Below are 13,577 nucleotides of genomic sequence, written 5' to 3'. Positions count from 1 at the left end.
AGAGGCGAGTAACCGGAAGTTCATGTACATGGGGAACTGTTGACACCCGTCCGTACGTACTATTACCGGCCATGCGTTGTTCGGCCGGTCAGGCAGTTCGGGGGAAAATCATGCGTCACTTCGGGCACATATCGCCCGCTGCCCGCGAGGGCCTGTTCCACAGAGAGCCCAGCACCTTCACCGCGGAGTCCCCGGCGAAGATGCTCTCCGTCGCCCTGGGGGCCACGCTCTACTCCCCGGCCACCCGTCCGTCGCTCGCCGAGGACGTGCTCAAGCAGGCCGCGCGCGGTGTCGTCTCCATGGTGCTCTGCCTGGAGGACTCGATCGACGACGCCGAGGTGACCGACGCCGAAGCCAACCTGATCAGGCAGTTCGTCGCGCTCGCCGCCCGGGACGCGGCGTCGGGGGCCGGATCCCCGCACGAGAGCGAGACCGGGAGCACGGCCGGCGCGGACGTCCCGCTCCTCTTCATCCGCGTACGGGAACCCGCCCAGATCACCGACCTGGTGCACCGCCTCGGCGACTCGGTCCGGATGTTGTCCGGTTTCGTACTTCCCAAATTCACCGAAGAGCGTGGCAGGCACTTCCTGGAGGCGCTCGCCGAGGCCGAGACGGCATGCGGCCGACGGCTCTTCGCCATGCCCGTCCTCGAATCCCCCGAGCTGCTCCATCTCGAGACGCGCGGCGACATCCTCCGGGGCATCGCCCGCAGCGTCGACAAGTACCGGGACCGGGTCCTCGCCCTGCGGCTCGGCGTCACCGACTTCTGCTCGGCCTACGGACTGCGCCGCGCCCCCGACATGACGGCGTACGACGTCCATATCGTCGCCTCCGTGATCGCCGACGTGGTCAACGTGCTCGGCCGGGCCGACGGCACCGGCTTCACGATCACCGGCCCGGTCTGGGAGTACTTCCGCCGCCAGGAGCGCATGTTCAAGCCCCAGCTGCGCCGCAGCCCCTTCCTGGAGGGCCGGGCCGAGGAGCTGCGCACGGCCCTCATCGAGCACGACATGGACGGACTGCTCCGGGAGATCGAGCTCGACCGGGCCAACGGCCTGCTCGGCAAGACCTGTATCCACCCGTCGCACGTGGCGCCCGTCCACGCACTGTCCGTGGTCAGTCACGAGGAGTTCACCGACGCGCAGGACATCCTGAGCCCCGAGCGCGGGGGCGGCGGGGTGCTGCGCTCGGCGTACACGAACAAGATGAACGAAGTGAAGCCGCACCGGGCCTGGGCCGAGCGCACGCTCCAGCGGGCCGAGGTCTTCGGTGTGGCGAGGGAAGACGTCGGCTTCGTGGACCTGCTGGCCGCCGGCCTGACGAACTGAGCGCGCGTCGATGAGCGAGCGCGCGACGAGAGAAGAGAACGTGGACGTGGTGTGGTCGGGCGACTGGGTCGCCGAGCGGCTCGGAGTCGCCCTCGAAGGCGACGGAGACCTGCGGGAGCTGCTGGGCCTGGCCCTGCGCCGCAACCCCAAGCGGGCGCACCTGCTCGTCTCCAACGTGCTGGGCAAGCATGTGCCCCAGCGGCCCTCCGTCGTGTACGGGGCGGGATACGGGCTCGGTGAGCGGGTCCGGGCGCTGCTCGGCGAGGAGGAGGCCCGCCGTGCGGTGGTCCTCGGATACGCGGAGACGGCCACCGGACTCGGCCACGCCGTCGCGGACGGCCTGCGCGACGCCCCGTACCTGCACTCCACCCGGCGTCCGGTGGCGGGCGTGGCGCAGGCGGGCGGCTTCGAGGAGGCCCACTCGCACGCCACCTCGCACCTGTTGCTGCCGGAGGACCCCGAGCTGCTGGCCCAGGGAGCGGAGGCCTCCGCCCTGGTGCTGGTCGACGACGAGTTCTCCACCGGCAACACGGTGCTGAACACCATCCGCGCCCTGCACGAACTGCACCCGCGCGACCGGTACGTCATCGTCGCGCTGGTCGACATGCGCTCCCCGGCGGACCGCGACCGGCTGACCGCCTTCGCCGCCGAGATCGGCGCCCGCGTCGACCTGGTGACCCGCTCCACGGGCACGGTCACGCTCCCGGACGGTGTACTGGAACGCGGCCAGGCCCTGGTCGCGGCCCAGGAGGCGGAGCAGTCGGAGGAGGCGCGGGAGGCCGGGGAAGCGCGGGAGGCTTCCGCTTCCGCGCCGCCCCCTGTACCGGCTCCCGCCCCGGTCACCCGCGTCGACCTCGCCTGGCCCGCGGGCGTACCCGACGGCGGCCGGCACGGCTTCACCCCGGCCCACCGGGCGGCGCTCGAAGCGGCGCTCCCGGGCATGGCGGAGCGGATCGCGGGCGCGCTGGGCGGCCGGGCCCGCCAGGGCCGGGTGCTCGTCCTCGGCTTCGAGGAGCTGATGTACGCGCCGCTGCGCCTGGGCACCGCGCTGGAGCAGACGCTGGGCGCGGACGCCGAGGTCCGGTACTCCACCACGACCCGCTCACCCGTCCTCGCCGTCGACGACCCCGGTTACGCGATACGCACCCGCCTCGTCTTCCCGGCCCACGACACCCCGGCGGACGGCCCCGGCGACCGGTACGCGTACAACGTGGCCGGCGCCGGCTTCGACGCGGTGGTCGCCGTCGTCGACTCCACCGCCGACACCCCCGAACTGCACGCCCCCGAAGGGCTGTTGACCCGCCTGGCGGCCCACGCCGGCCAGGTGCTCCTCGCGGTCGTCCCCTCGTACACCCCCACACCTGTCTCCCACTCGCAGGAGTCCGCCGTGCTGCCCGAGCCCCTCCGAGGCCCCGACTTCTCCAGCTACGCGCCCGAGGACGTCGGCTGGCTGCTCCAGGACCTCTCGGACACCGAGCTGGAGGCGCCCACCGAGGAGCGCGAGGAGGCGATCCAGAGCGGCGGCGCGCACTACGCGGAGTCGCTGCCCGTGGAGTACCAGCCGAGCGCCGAGTACCAGGCACTGTTCACCGCCGCCCTGGAGACCTCCGCCGCGCGCATCGCCCGCGCGGTCGGCACCGTCACCGAGACGGTCCTCGCCGAACGCGGTCCCCGCCCCGTCCTCGTCTCGCTCGCCCGGGCCGGAACCCCGGTCGGGGTGCTGATGCGGCGCTGGGCCCAGCACCGTCACGGCCTGGACCTGCCCCACTACGCCATCTCCATCGTCCGGGGCCGGGGCATCGACGCCACCGCCCTGCGCTGGCTGACCGCCCATCACGACCCGGCCGACGTGGTGTTCGTCGACGGCTGGACGGGGAAGGGCGCCATCACCCGTGAACTGGCGGCGGCGATAGAGGAGTTCGAGGCCTCGGGCGGGCCCGCCGGCTTCGACCCGGAGATCGCGGTGCTCGCGGACCCGGGCGGCTGTGTGCGGACGTACGGCACCCGCGAGGACTTCCTCATCCCCTCGGCCTGCCTCAACTCCACGGTCTCCGGCCTCATTTCCCGTACGGTGCTCCGCGCCGACCTGGTCGGGCCGAACGACTTCCACGGCGGGAAGTTCTACCGCGAGCTGGCCGGCTCCGACGTCTCGGTCCGCTTCCTCGACACGATCGCCGCCCGCTTCGACGAGGTGGCGGGCCAGGTCGAGGACGAGGCCAAGGAACTGCTCGCCGCCGACCGCGCCCCGACCTGGGAGGGCTGGGCGGCCGTCGAGCGGATCAGCGAGGAGTACGGCATCCACGACGTCAACCTGGTCAAGCCGGGCGTCGGCGAGACCACCCGGGTGCTGCTCCGCCGCGTCCCCTGGAAGATCCTCGCGAAGCGCGGCGCGGGCGCGGACCTGACCCACATCCGGCTGCTGGCCGAACAACGAGGCGTCCCGGTCGAGGAGGCCGACGACCTCCCGTACAGCTGTGTCGGTCTGATCCACCCCCGGTACACGCGCGGCGCGACGGGCGCGGACGGCAAGGCGGTGAAGGGCGCATGAGCGTGACCTCGTCGGCCACCACGCTGGTGGCGAGCGACCTCGACCGTACGCTGATCTACTCGGCCGCCTCGCTCGACCTGTCCATGCCGGACGCGGAGGCCCCCCGGCTCCTGTGCGTCGAGGTGTACGGCCACAAGCCCCTCTCGTACATGACGGAGACGGCCGCCGCGCTCCTCACCGAGGTGGCGGGCGCCACCGTCTTCGTGCCGACCACCACCCGCACCCGCGAGCAGTACGGGCGCATCCATCTCCCCGGCCCCGCCCCCCGGTACGCGATCTGCGCCAACGGCGGCCACATCCTGGTCGACGGGGTCTCCGACCGCGACTGGCAGCAGCGGGTGCAGTCCCGGATCGCGGCCGAATGCGCGCCGCTCACCGAGATCCGCGCCCACCTCGCCACCACCGCCGACCCGGCCTGGCTGCTCAAGGAACGGGTCGCCGAGGATCTCTTCGCCTACCTCGTCGTCGAACGGTCCCTGCTGCCCGAGGAGTGGGTGAAGGAGCTGGCGGCCTGGGCCCGCCCGCGCGGCTGGACGGTCTCCCTCCAGGGCCGCAAGATCTACGCGGTCCCGGCCCCGCTCACCAAGAGCGCCGCGATGCACGAGGTGGCCCGCCGCACGGGAGCCACCCGCACGCTCGCCGCCGGCGACTCCCTCCTCGACGCCGACCTGCTGCTCGCCGCCGACCTCGGCTGGCGCCCCGGCCACGGCGAACTGGCCGACGAGGGCTGGCGGGCCCCGCACGTGGTGGCCCTGGAGGAGCGGGGCGGGGCGGCGGGGGAAGAGATCCTGCGCCGCTTCCTGGCGGCCGCCGCTGTGTGAGTTCCCCTGCGCGCGGGCGCGCGTTGCGCCAGGCTGGGGTCATGACCAAGGGCAACGACACCACGATCACCGACGAGCTCTACCGGTACATGCTGGCCCACAACCCGCCGCTGGACCCGGTCCAGCGGGAGCTGGTGGACACCACGTACGCACGATTCCCCGACCACGCGGGCATGGTGTCGGCCGAGGAACAGGCCCCGCTGCTGGCCTTCCTCGTCCGGCTGGTGGGCGCCCGGCATGTGGTGGAGGTCGGCACGTTCACCGGGTTCAGCGCCCTGGCGATGGCCCAGGCGCTGCCCGCCGACGGCACGCTGATCGCCTGTGACATCTCGGAGGAGTGGACGGCGTACGGCCGTGAGGCCTGGGAGAAGGCGGGCGTCGCGGACCGGATCGACCTGCGGATCGCCCCCGCGCTGGACTCCCTGCGCGCGATGCCCGCCGAGCCGCACATCGACTTCGCCTACCTGGACGCGGACAAGGGCGGCTACATCGCGTACTGGGAGGAGCTGGTGCCCAGGATGCGGCAGGGCGGGGTCATCGCCACGGACAACGTGCTCTTCCACGGCGGGGTGACGGACCCGGAGGCGACGGGCCCGACGGCGGCGATCAAGGAGTTCAACGACCATGTGAGCGCGGACGCCCGGATGGACAGCGTGCTGCTGACGGTCGCGGACGGCCTGACGCTGTCCCGCAAGAGGTAGTGGCGGGCCGCTGCGGGGGCGGGTTCCGGGGGCTCAGCCGCAGCACCCGCCCCCGCAGCAGCCACCTCCACCGCCGGCGGAGGGTGCGGGAGCGGACCCGGCTGCGCCGCCCACGGCCACGGCGGACAACAGCTTGACGGTGTCGTCGTGGCCCGCGGGGCAGGAGGCGGGGTCCGAGGACTGCGCCATGGGACGGCTGACTTCGAAGGTGTCTCCGCAGGTGCGGCAGCGGAATTCGTAACGGGGCATGGGCTCAGGCTAGAGCACGCGTTCCCAGGGCCAGGCGTCAATCCGCAGTCGTCGCCCGGAGCGCGGCAGGCGGCAGTTCGACGACAAGGCCCTACGCGCCGCCGCCGCGTTCCTCGCGGATGTCGGAGACGACCCGGGCCGCGGTCTGCCGCACGGCCTCGGTCTCGGTCAGGAAGTGCCAGTAGTCGGGGTGGCGCCCTTCGAGCCCGGCGATGGCCCGCTCCAGCCGGGCGACGGAGTCGTCGAGCGGCCGTGCGTGCCGGGGGTCGGGCGTGTGCCGCCCGGCCATGGCGAGGCGCTGGGCGTCCCGCACCGCGAACCGGGTCCGCTCGATCTCCTGCTGCGGGTCCTTCGCCACCGCGTTCAGCTGCTGCAACCGGTCTCCGGCGGCGGAGACCGCCTCGTCCACCGTGTTCAGCAGGGCGCGGACCGTGGACAGCCGGGACGTGGCGTCCGCCCAGCGCTGCTCCTCCCGCGCTTTCGCCGCCTCGGCGAGCTTGTCCTCCGCCTGCCGTACGTTGACGGCGGCCTGCTCCGGGACGGGCTGGAGGTCCTGCCAGCAGGCGGCCGAGAAGCGCCGCCGCAACTCGCTGAGCACCGGCTCCACCGAGCCCGCCCGGGTCGTCAGCGCCTGCGCCCGGGTCCGCAGCGACACCAGCCGCCGGTCGATCTCGGCGGCCCGCTCGGGCAGCCGCTCCGCCTCGGTGCGCACGGCCTCGGCATCACGGAGGACCACATCGGCGCGCTGGAGGGTCTCCGGGACGCCGTGCTTCCCCGCACCCTGGTTCAGCTTGGTCAGCTCGGGGGCGAGCGCGGCGAGCCGGGCGGCGAGGTCGTCGGCCCGCAGCCCCGCGGCCCGCACGGTGTCGAGGGCGTTGCTCGCCGCGAGGAGCGCCTGCCGGGCCCGCTCTACGGCGGGCGCGGGCCGGGCGAGCTGGGTCTCCGCGCTGCCCAGCAGCGGCCCGAGCCCCTGGGCGAAGCGGTCCAGCTCGCCCTTGACCCGCACGAGGTCGTCCTTGGCCCGGGTCAGCTCGGTGCGGGCCCGGGAGGCGACGGCGGGCTCCAGATCGTCCCGGTCCAGGTCATGGCTGTCGACGGCGGTGATGTAGGCGTGGCTGACCTCGTCGATACGCCGCCCCAGCGCGGCGAAGTCCTCGGATGCCCTGCGGCCGCGCGAGGAGCTGTCCACGGCGTTGATGGTCTCGATGGAGATCCGCAGATCCCGCTGGGCGGTGTCCAGGTCGTAGAAAGCCTCGGCGGCGGCGTCCTTCGCGGCCTGCGCCTCGGCCCGCTGACTCTCCCCGCCGCGTCCGCCGAACCACCGGCGCGTACCGCCACCGGCGAAGGCGGCGGGCAGCACAGCCAGCACGAGGGGCACGGGCAGCAACATCAGCGCCAGAAGGTCCCGGCCACTGCGAACGGCGGAACTCGCACCCGCTCCTGCCTCCGGCCGCGCGTTGGTCGCCGTCACATCCCTCTCCCGTGCCGATTCGCCCTGCCCGGTACATTCTCCCACCAGGTAAGGACGAACACACGGGTCGGTTAGTTCGCGCTTCGCACGGTGACTTCCCCGTTGTCGCTGTAGGCCTTCACCACATGGGCGCTGTCGTCGCCGCGCGGCACGCCGACGGAGACGTCCCCGTTGTCCGCGGAGGCGTCGACCTTGTACTTCTGCCCGCCCGGCGGCAGATCGATGGTGATGCTCCCGTTGTCACTCACGGTGTCCACGAGGTCGGGCACGGAGGCGAAGCCCAGCCGGATCTCCCCGTTGTCGGCGCGGGCGGTCACGGAGGGGCCGGATATCCGCTCGGCCCGCACCTCACCGTTGTCGCTCTTGAGCTTCAGTGCGCCGCCGGCGTCCCGGACGGTGATCTCCCCGTTGTCGGACGACAGATCCAGCGCGTTGGTGAAGCCGGTGGCGGTGACCGTCCCGTTGTCCGAGGCGGCGGTCACCGCGACCCCGCGCGGCACCTTCACCCGGTGCCGGGAGTCGCAGCTGGAGATGCCTTCACACTTCACCCGGAGCGTGAGAGTGTCGCCCTCCATCTTCCACACGGCGTCGGGCCCGCTGCCGAACACCGCCCACCCGTCGAACTGCCGCTCCACCTCGACCTGCTCCACATCGGCCGGCACGAGGTCCACGACATCGCTCTCGGCGTCGATGGTCAGCGTCTTCCCTTCCAGGGCGAACGACTTGCGCTCGACGGGGGCGCCGTCCACGTCCGTGCTCCCGCACCCGGTGAGAGCCAGCGCCAGCAACGCCACCCCGCCCCCGAGCGCGAGGGCCCGCCCGGTGCCCCCGAGGCGCGCCCCGGAACGGGTGTGGGTTGGTGCGCTCGTCACGATGTCCACGGTGATCGGTCCCCCAGTGCGTGCGGTGCGTGCGGTGCGTGCCACCGGGCGTCGTTGCCGGTGCACTCAAACCGTATGCACCGACGGCTCCCGGCGGGATCCGGCCCACCACCGTCTCGGGGGTGGGGTTATCCCCCGGTCCTGAACGGTTTATGAGCAGCGCCCCGGTCCATGTACGCTGTTGCCTCATCCACGGGTGCGTAGCTCAGGGGTAGAGCGCTGCTCTTACAAAGCAGATGTCGGCGGTTCGAAACCGTCCGCGCCCACAGCAGTGAGTAGCAGGTGAGAGCCTGTTCCGGCCCCCCGGTCGTGATCGATCGGGGGGCCTTCTCATGCCGGAAGCCCACCAAGAGTCCACAGGGGCGTCAGGTGGACTGCGACCGTGTGTCGACGGCACGGCCGGGGGCCGACGCGGTGCCGTAGCCGGCGGCTGCCTGCCGCAGCTCGGTGTGGGTGTTGTGCGTACGCTGCCGCGCCGCCTCCAGCCGGGCCTCGATCTCCGGCGTGTAGCGGCCGTCCTCCGGGATGCCCGGGTCGATGTCGCTCAGCTCCAGGGCGCTCCAGGCCGCGCGTCCGGCCGCCCGGAGCAAGGTCTCGTCGGTGACCGCCAGGGCCAGGCGGTCCCTGGCCTCGGTCACATCGCTGCGGGCCTGGTAGAAGTCCGCCCGGACGACGGGGTCCGGCTCGCCCGCCCGGCGGGCGTCCACCCGGAGCCAGTACAGCTGGCGGTAGCGGAGCGCGGCGCTCAGGAGCCGGCCGGTGAGGTCCGCGACGCGCTCACGGTGCTGCTCGCGCTGTCGGCGCCGGTCGGTCAGCTGCTGGGTGACCGTGACCATGAGTCCGCCGGCGAGGGTGCCTATGACGGCGATCGCGCTCTCCCACATCAGACGTGATCCCCGTCGGTCTCGCTGCGGTCGCGGGGGGCGGGCTCGAACAGATCCTCATCGGTCACGGGGTTATCGTCCCTTCTGCCGTTGACCGTTGGAGGCCGATCCGCGTTTCTCCTGAGCGCGGGCGGTGAACGGCGAAGGACAAGGGGGACGTTGATGGGGCAGACACTGGCGGAGATCCTGGACGGGGCGGCGTGCGGGCGGTTTCCGGAGGCCGACGGGAGGACGACCGTGGTCGCCGCGCCGAGTGACCGCGACACGGGGGTGATCGCCTTCACCGCGCACTCGGTCGTGTTCACCGACGAGGACCCCGAGTGGGTCCATGCGACGCTGGCCGCGCTGGACTGCGATGCGCTGGCGGCGACCATGCATCCGCGCTTCCTGTCGGCCTTCCTGGAACGTACCGGGCGGACCACCGACACGATCGACCTCCTGACCGTGGCCTCCTCGCTGCCCGGTGAACCCGGCCTGGAGCTGCGGAAGGTCACCGATCCTGTGCACCCTCGGGTCGTGAGTGCCCGTCGGCGCCGGGACGGGGTGCGGATGTGGGAGGTCGACGGGGGAGTGCTGGTGCTCGGGCGCGGCGTGGCCGGTCGTTGGGAGGTGGCCGTCGAGCTGGACGAGGACGCACGGCACCGGGGGCTCGGGCGCGCGCTCGCGACCGCCGCACGGCATCTCGTACCCCCGGGCGAACCGCTCTGGTCGCAGCAGGCCGCAGGCAACGCGCGCAGCATCAGGGCGTTCCAGGCCGCCGGATTCCGGCCGGTCGGCTCGGAGGCGCTGCTCCTCGGCCGTCGGGAGGGGGCTTGATCGGCTCATCCACGACCCCGACGGACACCGAGGTCGCGGCAGCCGCCGCGCTGGCCGGGGCGGAGGTCGTACGGGCCCGGTACGGGCGGCTCCACTCCCGTATCGACAAGGGAGCCGGGGACTTCGCCACCGACGCCGACCTGGCCGCCGAGGAGGCGATCCTCGACGTCATCCGCGCCGCCCGGCCCGGGGACGCGGTGCACGGTGAGGAGGGCGGCCGGCAGGGGGCGGCCGACGCCGAGCGGGAGTGGCTGGTGGACCCCCTGTGCGGAACGCTCAACTACGCCTCCGGTGCCCAACTCGTCGCCGTCAACGTGGTGTTGCGCAACGGTCCGGCCGCCGTGGCCGATCCGTTCAGCGGCGAGGTCTTCCTCACCGACGGGGAGACCGCCCGGGTCCGGACCGGAGTGCCGGGCGAGGAGCGGCCGTTGGCGCCCACGGCGGACACCCGGCTGGTGGATGTGAACCTCGATCCGCCCTTCCCGAGCGCCCCGGGATTCCGGGCCGTCGACCTGCTCGCCCACCCCGGGTTCGTCGAGAACTTCCGCCCGCGCGTCGTCTCCACGACGCTGGCGCTGGCCTGGGTCGCGGCAGGCCGACGGGCCGCCTATGTCACGGACGGCGGCGACCTGAGCGGGAGCGTGCACTTCGCCGCCGGGATCGCTCTGTGCCGGGCCGCGGGCTGTGTCGTCACCGGGGTCGACGGCGGCCCGGTCGGACCGGGCGGGTCGGGAGGCAGCGGGCTCGTCGTGGCTGCGGACGCCGGGACGCATGAGCTGCTCATGTCGATGATCGGCGGTCGCGGGCGGACCGGCTGAACCCCTCAGATGTGCAGTTCGGGCGGGAAGCCGGTCCAGCGGAGTTCGGCGGGCAGATGGCCGGTGTCGTTGTACAGGAGGAGCGCGGAGGGACGGCCGGGCGCGTAACGGATCACGGTCAGCCCGGCGTTGGCGTGGTTGAGGCCCAGCCAGCGCCACTTCGGGGCGTCCAGCGCGGCCCGGACGAGCCAGCCGACGAGGAAGTTGTGGGTGACGAGGAGTTCATGGCGGGGCTCGTCACCCTCGACCGTTCCCGTGAACCGCGCGAGAGCCTCCTCCGCGAGACCGGGGCCCAGCTCGCGTTCCGCCGCCGGGAATTCGGCCAGCCGGGCGAGCGACTGATCGGCCGAATCCGCCGGCAGCTCCTCCCGCGACGGCAGGTACGGGATGTAGTCGCCGGCCGCTTCGGACCGCAGCAATGGAACCCCCGGCAACTGCTCGCCCATCAGTCGCGCCGTCTGCTCGGCGCGGGCGAGCGGGCCGTGGTGGATCGCCGTGATCGGGGCCCCGCGCAGCCGCTCCCCGAGCAGGGCGGCCTGACGGCGGCCGGCCTCCGTCAGCGTGGTCTCGTCCTGGGAGGCCTGGCCGTGCCGGGTCACGTACAGATAGCGGGCGGCCGTTGCCGTCATGGGCGGGTCCTCCGTCGTGGTTCATGATCGTAGAGACGTCTTCGGGGACGCCGGGCCGCGCCCGGGCGGTTCCGTGGAGCGGGGCGGGGCCGCCCGGGATGCGCGGGGGCAGGGCTCGGGGCACCGTGGAGGCATGGCCGAGCACCCGCCCGTGATCGTCTATCCGCCTTCCGCGACCGGAGGACGGCGGGTCACCGTGCACGGCCAGATCGTGGGCCTGGCGCACGGGCGGGGCGAGGTGGCCGCGCTGCTGCGGGCTGCGGGGTTCGCCGCCGGGCCCGACAAGATCGTCGAGCTGGACCGGCCCGGGCTGATCGAATGGCGCGGCGGCGACCTCGACACCTGGGGGTGATCCCGTGAAGCGTCGTCGAACGGTACGGGAGAGCGCGTCGATCGAACCACCGCCCGGCTATTACGTCGCGGGGGACGCCGGGCGCGAGCCTCCCGACGCGACGCAGCGGGCCCTCATCCTGGACTGGGTCGTGAGCCGGCGCATCGCGAGCGGCTGGCGCGTCGAGTCCCGCTCCGGGAGCCAGGTGGTGCTGGTGCACGGGCAGCCGGTGAACCATGTGCTGCACGCCTTCCTCACCGTCTTCTCGTGCCTGGTGTGGGGCTTCGTGTGGGCCGGTCTCGCCCTGGTCAACCGCGTCGAACGGGAGGCGCTCACCGTCGACGCCCAGGGGCGCATCGTCACGGTCAGCGCGCCGTGACCTTTCACCCGAACGGGTGCGTCCCGCTGGCTGCGCCCGGACGCCGCGAGGAACGTCGGAGCTGATCGGCCCGCACCACCGGGGCAGGTCAGGACAGCAGGCGTCCGGCATCCGTTCCGGCTGAACCGGCGCCTGTCACGGCCAAGGAGTCCTCATGTCGCAGTCCAGCACGTCCCCGCCCCCGCCCGGAGCCTCGCGCCCCGCCGACCCCCGTCCGGGCCGCGACCCGGGCAGCCCGTGGGCGGCCGGGGGAACGGTGTTCGCCGGTGTCCTGCTCTTCGTGGACGGTGTCCTCGGAGTGCTGAAGGGCATCGCGGGGATCGCGTCGAACGACGTCTACACGCGGATCAACGACTACGTCTTCAAGTTCAGCGTCACCTCGTGGGGCTGGATCCACCTCATCCTCGGCGTGGTCCTGATCCTCGTGGGCTGGGGCATCCTCAAGGGCGCGGCCTGGGCCCGGGGCGCGGGCGTCGCCCTCGCCTCCCTGAACCTCATCGCCAACTTCATGTGGCTCCCGTACACCCCGGTCTGGGCCATCGTCACCATCGCGATCGACGTCTTCGTCATCTGGGCCCTGTGCACCGACCGGTCGAGCGAGGACGGCTGGGCGCGCAGCGGCTGAGCGACCGGCGCGGCACCGAGCGCAGGCAGAGCGACACCCGGCCGCGGGGCGGCCGGGTGTCCGTTGTCAGTGGGGCGGTCCACACTGGAGTCATGTGCCGCAGCATCAAGACGCTCCGCCCGCCCGCCCTCCCCGAAGAGGCCACCGAGGAGGACATGCGGGCCGCCGCCCTTCAGTACGTACGCAAGGTCTCCGGGTTCCGCGCGCCCGCCGCGCACAACCGGGAGGTGTTCGACCGTGCCGTCGACGAGATCACCGCAGCGACGATGAATCTGCTCGACGGCCTGGAGATACGGGGCGCGTCGCGGGGCGCTTGACCAGGAACGCGGCCAGCGCGCCCGCCACGAACAGGGCCAGCACCGAGACGGCCGTGCCGAACCACGTGGAGCCCAGCCACCGGCCGCCGAAGTAGCCGAGCCCCACGCTGTAACCGGCCCAGGCCAGGCCCGCCAGCGCGGACCAGGGGAGGAAGTCGCGCTTCCTGCGGTGGGCGGCGCCCGCGCCGAGGGAGACCACGGAGCGGCCGGCGGGGGCGAACCGGGCGATGATCACCAGCGCGCCGCCGCCCCGGCTCAGTGCCGCGCCGAGACGTTCCTGCGCGCTGGTCAGGCGCCGGGAGCGGGCGATGGCCCGGTCCAGCCGGTCGCCCCCGCGCCAGGCGAGCCGGTAGGCGACGAGGTCGCCGAGCACCGACGCGGTGGCCGCGCACAGGATCAGGACGACGAGCGAAGGGACCTCCCCGCCGGTGCCCTCACCGGCGCCGTTCACGGTGGTGGAGCCCGCCGCCGCCGCCGTGGCGGCCGTGATGACGAGGACACCGCTGGGCAGGAGGGGCAGGAAGACGTCCAGGAGGACGGAGGCGGCGACCACCACGTAGATCCATGGGCTGCTGGTCAGCGCAGCCACACTCTCCAACACCGTCTACGACTCCCCGATCGTGTCGACGCCGCGACGGTCGCAGGGGAGCGGCAGGGCGGCAGGTTCAGCTGTACAGCGTACGCGTGGGGCTTCTCCGGAGATCGCCCAGGGCGGGTGATGTTGTGCAGGTCACGTACACCTGACGGCCATGCGCCCGTTAGGCGGGGAGAACGACCGG

The 13,577-nt window shown here is 72.9% G+C and carries 15 protein-coding genes, 1 tRNA gene and 1 pseudogene; 11 read left to right on the top strand and 6 right to left on the bottom strand.

Features of this window, described 5'->3' with window-relative positions:
* Positions 1-110 precede the first annotated feature (110 nt).
* From WQO_RS09650 to WQO_RS09635, 4 genes are read left to right on the top strand one after another with little or no spacing between them, the layout of a single operon-like run.
* Positions 111-1,328, top strand: a complete 1,218-nt coding sequence (locus WQO_RS09650; RefSeq protein WP_010057507.1) for an HpcH/HpaI aldolase/citrate lyase family protein — start codon at positions 111-113, stop codon at positions 1,326-1,328.
* A 10-nt stretch (positions 1,329-1,338) separates the two neighbouring features.
* Positions 1,339-3,876, top strand: a complete 2,538-nt coding sequence (locus tag WQO_RS09645) for a phosphoribosyltransferase (RefSeq protein WP_032747777.1) — start codon at positions 1,339-1,341, stop codon at positions 3,874-3,876.
* Positions 3,873-4,697 (top strand): HAD family hydrolase, encoded by an 825-nt coding sequence (locus tag WQO_RS09640; protein ID WP_010057510.1) that lies wholly within the window; start codon positions 3,873-3,875, stop codon positions 4,695-4,697. Before WQO_RS09645 ends, WQO_RS09640 begins: the two co-directional genes overlap by 4 nt.
* 41 nt (positions 4,698-4,738) lie before the next feature.
* Positions 4,739-5,398, top strand: a complete 660-nt coding sequence (locus tag WQO_RS09635; protein ID WP_010057511.1) for an O-methyltransferase — start codon at positions 4,739-4,741, stop codon at positions 5,396-5,398.
* A 33-nt stretch (positions 5,399-5,431) separates the two neighbouring features.
* Here WQO_RS09635 and WQO_RS34875 read toward each other — a convergent pair whose 3' ends face one another.
* From WQO_RS34875 to WQO_RS09625, 3 genes are all read right to left on the bottom strand, one after another.
* The gene (locus WQO_RS34875; protein ID WP_010057512.1) at positions 5,432-5,647 is read right to left on the bottom strand and encodes an FmdB family zinc ribbon protein; all 216 of its coding nucleotides are present in this window, start codon (positions 5,645-5,647) and stop codon (positions 5,432-5,434) included.
* Between the two features lie 91 nt (positions 5,648-5,738).
* The gene (locus tag WQO_RS09630) at positions 5,739-7,118 is read right to left on the bottom strand and encodes a hypothetical protein (RefSeq protein ID WP_058953934.1); all 1,380 of its coding nucleotides are present in this window, start codon (positions 7,116-7,118) and stop codon (positions 5,739-5,741) included.
* A 71-nt stretch (positions 7,119-7,189) separates the two neighbouring features.
* Positions 7,190-7,999 (bottom strand): DUF4097 family beta strand repeat-containing protein, encoded by an 810-nt coding sequence (locus tag WQO_RS09625; protein WP_010057514.1) that lies wholly within the window; start codon positions 7,997-7,999, stop codon positions 7,190-7,192.
* 194 nt (positions 8,000-8,193) lie between these two features.
* On the opposite strand from WQO_RS09625, the gene WQO_RS09620 reads away from it, so the two are divergent.
* Positions 8,194-8,265: transfer RNA gene (locus WQO_RS09620), tRNA-Val, on the top strand.
* 99 nt (positions 8,266-8,364) lie between these two features.
* Here WQO_RS09620 and WQO_RS09615 read toward each other — a convergent pair.
* A complete protein-coding gene (locus WQO_RS09615; RefSeq protein WP_010057515.1) occupies positions 8,365-8,883 on the bottom strand; it encodes a hypothetical protein in 519 nt (172 codons plus the stop codon).
* A gap of 162 nt (positions 8,884-9,045) precedes the next feature.
* Here WQO_RS09615 and WQO_RS09610 point away from each other — a divergent pair, with 162 nt between their 5' ends.
* Positions 9,046-9,699, top strand: a complete 654-nt coding sequence (locus WQO_RS09610; protein ID WP_010057518.1) for a GNAT family N-acetyltransferase — start codon at positions 9,046-9,048, stop codon at positions 9,697-9,699.
* Positions 9,696-10,517, top strand: a complete 822-nt coding sequence (locus tag WQO_RS09605; protein ID WP_010057519.1) for an inositol monophosphatase family protein — start codon at positions 9,696-9,698, stop codon at positions 10,515-10,517. The genes WQO_RS09610 and WQO_RS09605 overlap by 4 nt, the downstream gene beginning before the upstream one ends.
* 5 nt (positions 10,518-10,522) lie before the next feature.
* Here WQO_RS09605 and WQO_RS09600 read toward each other — a convergent pair whose 3' ends face one another.
* Positions 10,523-11,146 (bottom strand): histidine phosphatase family protein, encoded by a 624-nt coding sequence (locus tag WQO_RS09600; RefSeq protein WP_010057520.1) that lies wholly within the window; start codon positions 11,144-11,146, stop codon positions 10,523-10,525.
* 133 nt (positions 11,147-11,279) lie between these two features.
* Between WQO_RS09600 and WQO_RS09595 the strand changes: the two genes are divergently transcribed.
* The 4 genes from WQO_RS09595 (at position 11,280) to WQO_RS34870 (ending at position 12,798) form a co-directional block, all read left to right on the top strand.
* Positions 11,280-11,498 (top strand): hypothetical protein, encoded by a 219-nt coding sequence (locus WQO_RS09595; RefSeq protein WP_010057521.1) that lies wholly within the window; start codon positions 11,280-11,282, stop codon positions 11,496-11,498.
* Between the two features lie 4 nt (positions 11,499-11,502).
* Entirely contained in the window at positions 11,503-11,856 is a 354-nt protein-coding gene (locus WQO_RS09590; protein WP_010057522.1) for a hypothetical protein, read from the top strand.
* Positions 11,857-12,010: 154 nt separating this feature from the next.
* Positions 12,011-12,481, top strand: a complete 471-nt coding sequence (locus WQO_RS09585; protein WP_010057523.1) for a DUF7144 family membrane protein — start codon at positions 12,011-12,013, stop codon at positions 12,479-12,481.
* 92 nt (positions 12,482-12,573) lie between these two features.
* Complete coding sequence (locus WQO_RS34870) at positions 12,574-12,798, top strand: DUF2277 domain-containing protein (protein ID WP_010057525.1); 225 nt, start codon at positions 12,574-12,576, stop codon at positions 12,796-12,798.
* Here WQO_RS34870 and WQO_RS09580 read toward each other — a convergent pair.
* A pseudogene (locus tag WQO_RS09580) lies at positions 12,779-13,399 on the bottom strand (DedA family protein); the annotation flags it as partial. The gene WQO_RS34870 and the pseudogene WQO_RS09580 overlap by 20 nt on opposite strands.
* Positions 13,400-13,577: the final 178 nt, after the last annotated feature.

Origin of the sequence: Streptomyces globisporus C-1027, assembly GCF_000261345.2 — a bacterium.
Lineage (GTDB): Bacteria > Actinomycetota > Actinomycetes > Streptomycetales > Streptomycetaceae > Streptomyces > Streptomyces pakalii.
This window is presented reverse-complemented; position numbering and strand designations above follow the sequence as displayed.

What these genes read in the sequence shown, in the direction of transcription:
- WQO_RS09650 (WP_010057507.1), top strand. Translation starts at nt 111, where the DNA reads ATGCGTCACTTCGGGCACATATCGCCCGCTGCCCGCGAGGGCCTGTTC.
- WQO_RS09645 (WP_032747777.1), top strand. Translation starts at nt 1,339, where the DNA reads ATGAGCGAGCGCGCGACGAGAGAAGAGAACGTGGACGTGGTGTGGTCG.
- WQO_RS09640 (WP_010057510.1), top strand. Translation starts at nt 3,873, where the DNA reads ATGAGCGTGACCTCGTCGGCCACCACGCTGGTGGCGAGCGACCTCGAC.
- WQO_RS09635 (WP_010057511.1), top strand. Translation starts at nt 4,739, where the DNA reads ATGACCAAGGGCAACGACACCACGATCACCGACGAGCTCTACCGGTAC.
- WQO_RS34875 (WP_010057512.1), bottom strand. Translation starts at nt 5,647, where the DNA reads ATGCCCCGTTACGAATTCCGCTGCCGCACCTGCGGAGACACCTTCGAA.
- WQO_RS09615 (WP_010057515.1), bottom strand. Translation starts at nt 8,883, where the DNA reads ATGTGGGAGAGCGCGATCGCCGTCATAGGCACCCTCGCCGGCGGACTC.
- WQO_RS09610 (WP_010057518.1), top strand. Translation starts at nt 9,046, where the DNA reads ATGGGGCAGACACTGGCGGAGATCCTGGACGGGGCGGCGTGCGGGCGG.
- WQO_RS09600 (WP_010057520.1), bottom strand. Translation starts at nt 11,146, where the DNA reads ATGACGGCAACGGCCGCCCGCTATCTGTACGTGACCCGGCACGGCCAG.
- WQO_RS09595 (WP_010057521.1), top strand. Translation starts at nt 11,280, where the DNA reads ATGGCCGAGCACCCGCCCGTGATCGTCTATCCGCCTTCCGCGACCGGA.
- WQO_RS09585 (WP_010057523.1), top strand. Translation starts at nt 12,011, where the DNA reads ATGTCGCAGTCCAGCACGTCCCCGCCCCCGCCCGGAGCCTCGCGCCCC.
- WQO_RS34870 (WP_010057525.1), top strand. Translation starts at nt 12,574, where the DNA reads ATGTGCCGCAGCATCAAGACGCTCCGCCCGCCCGCCCTCCCCGAAGAG.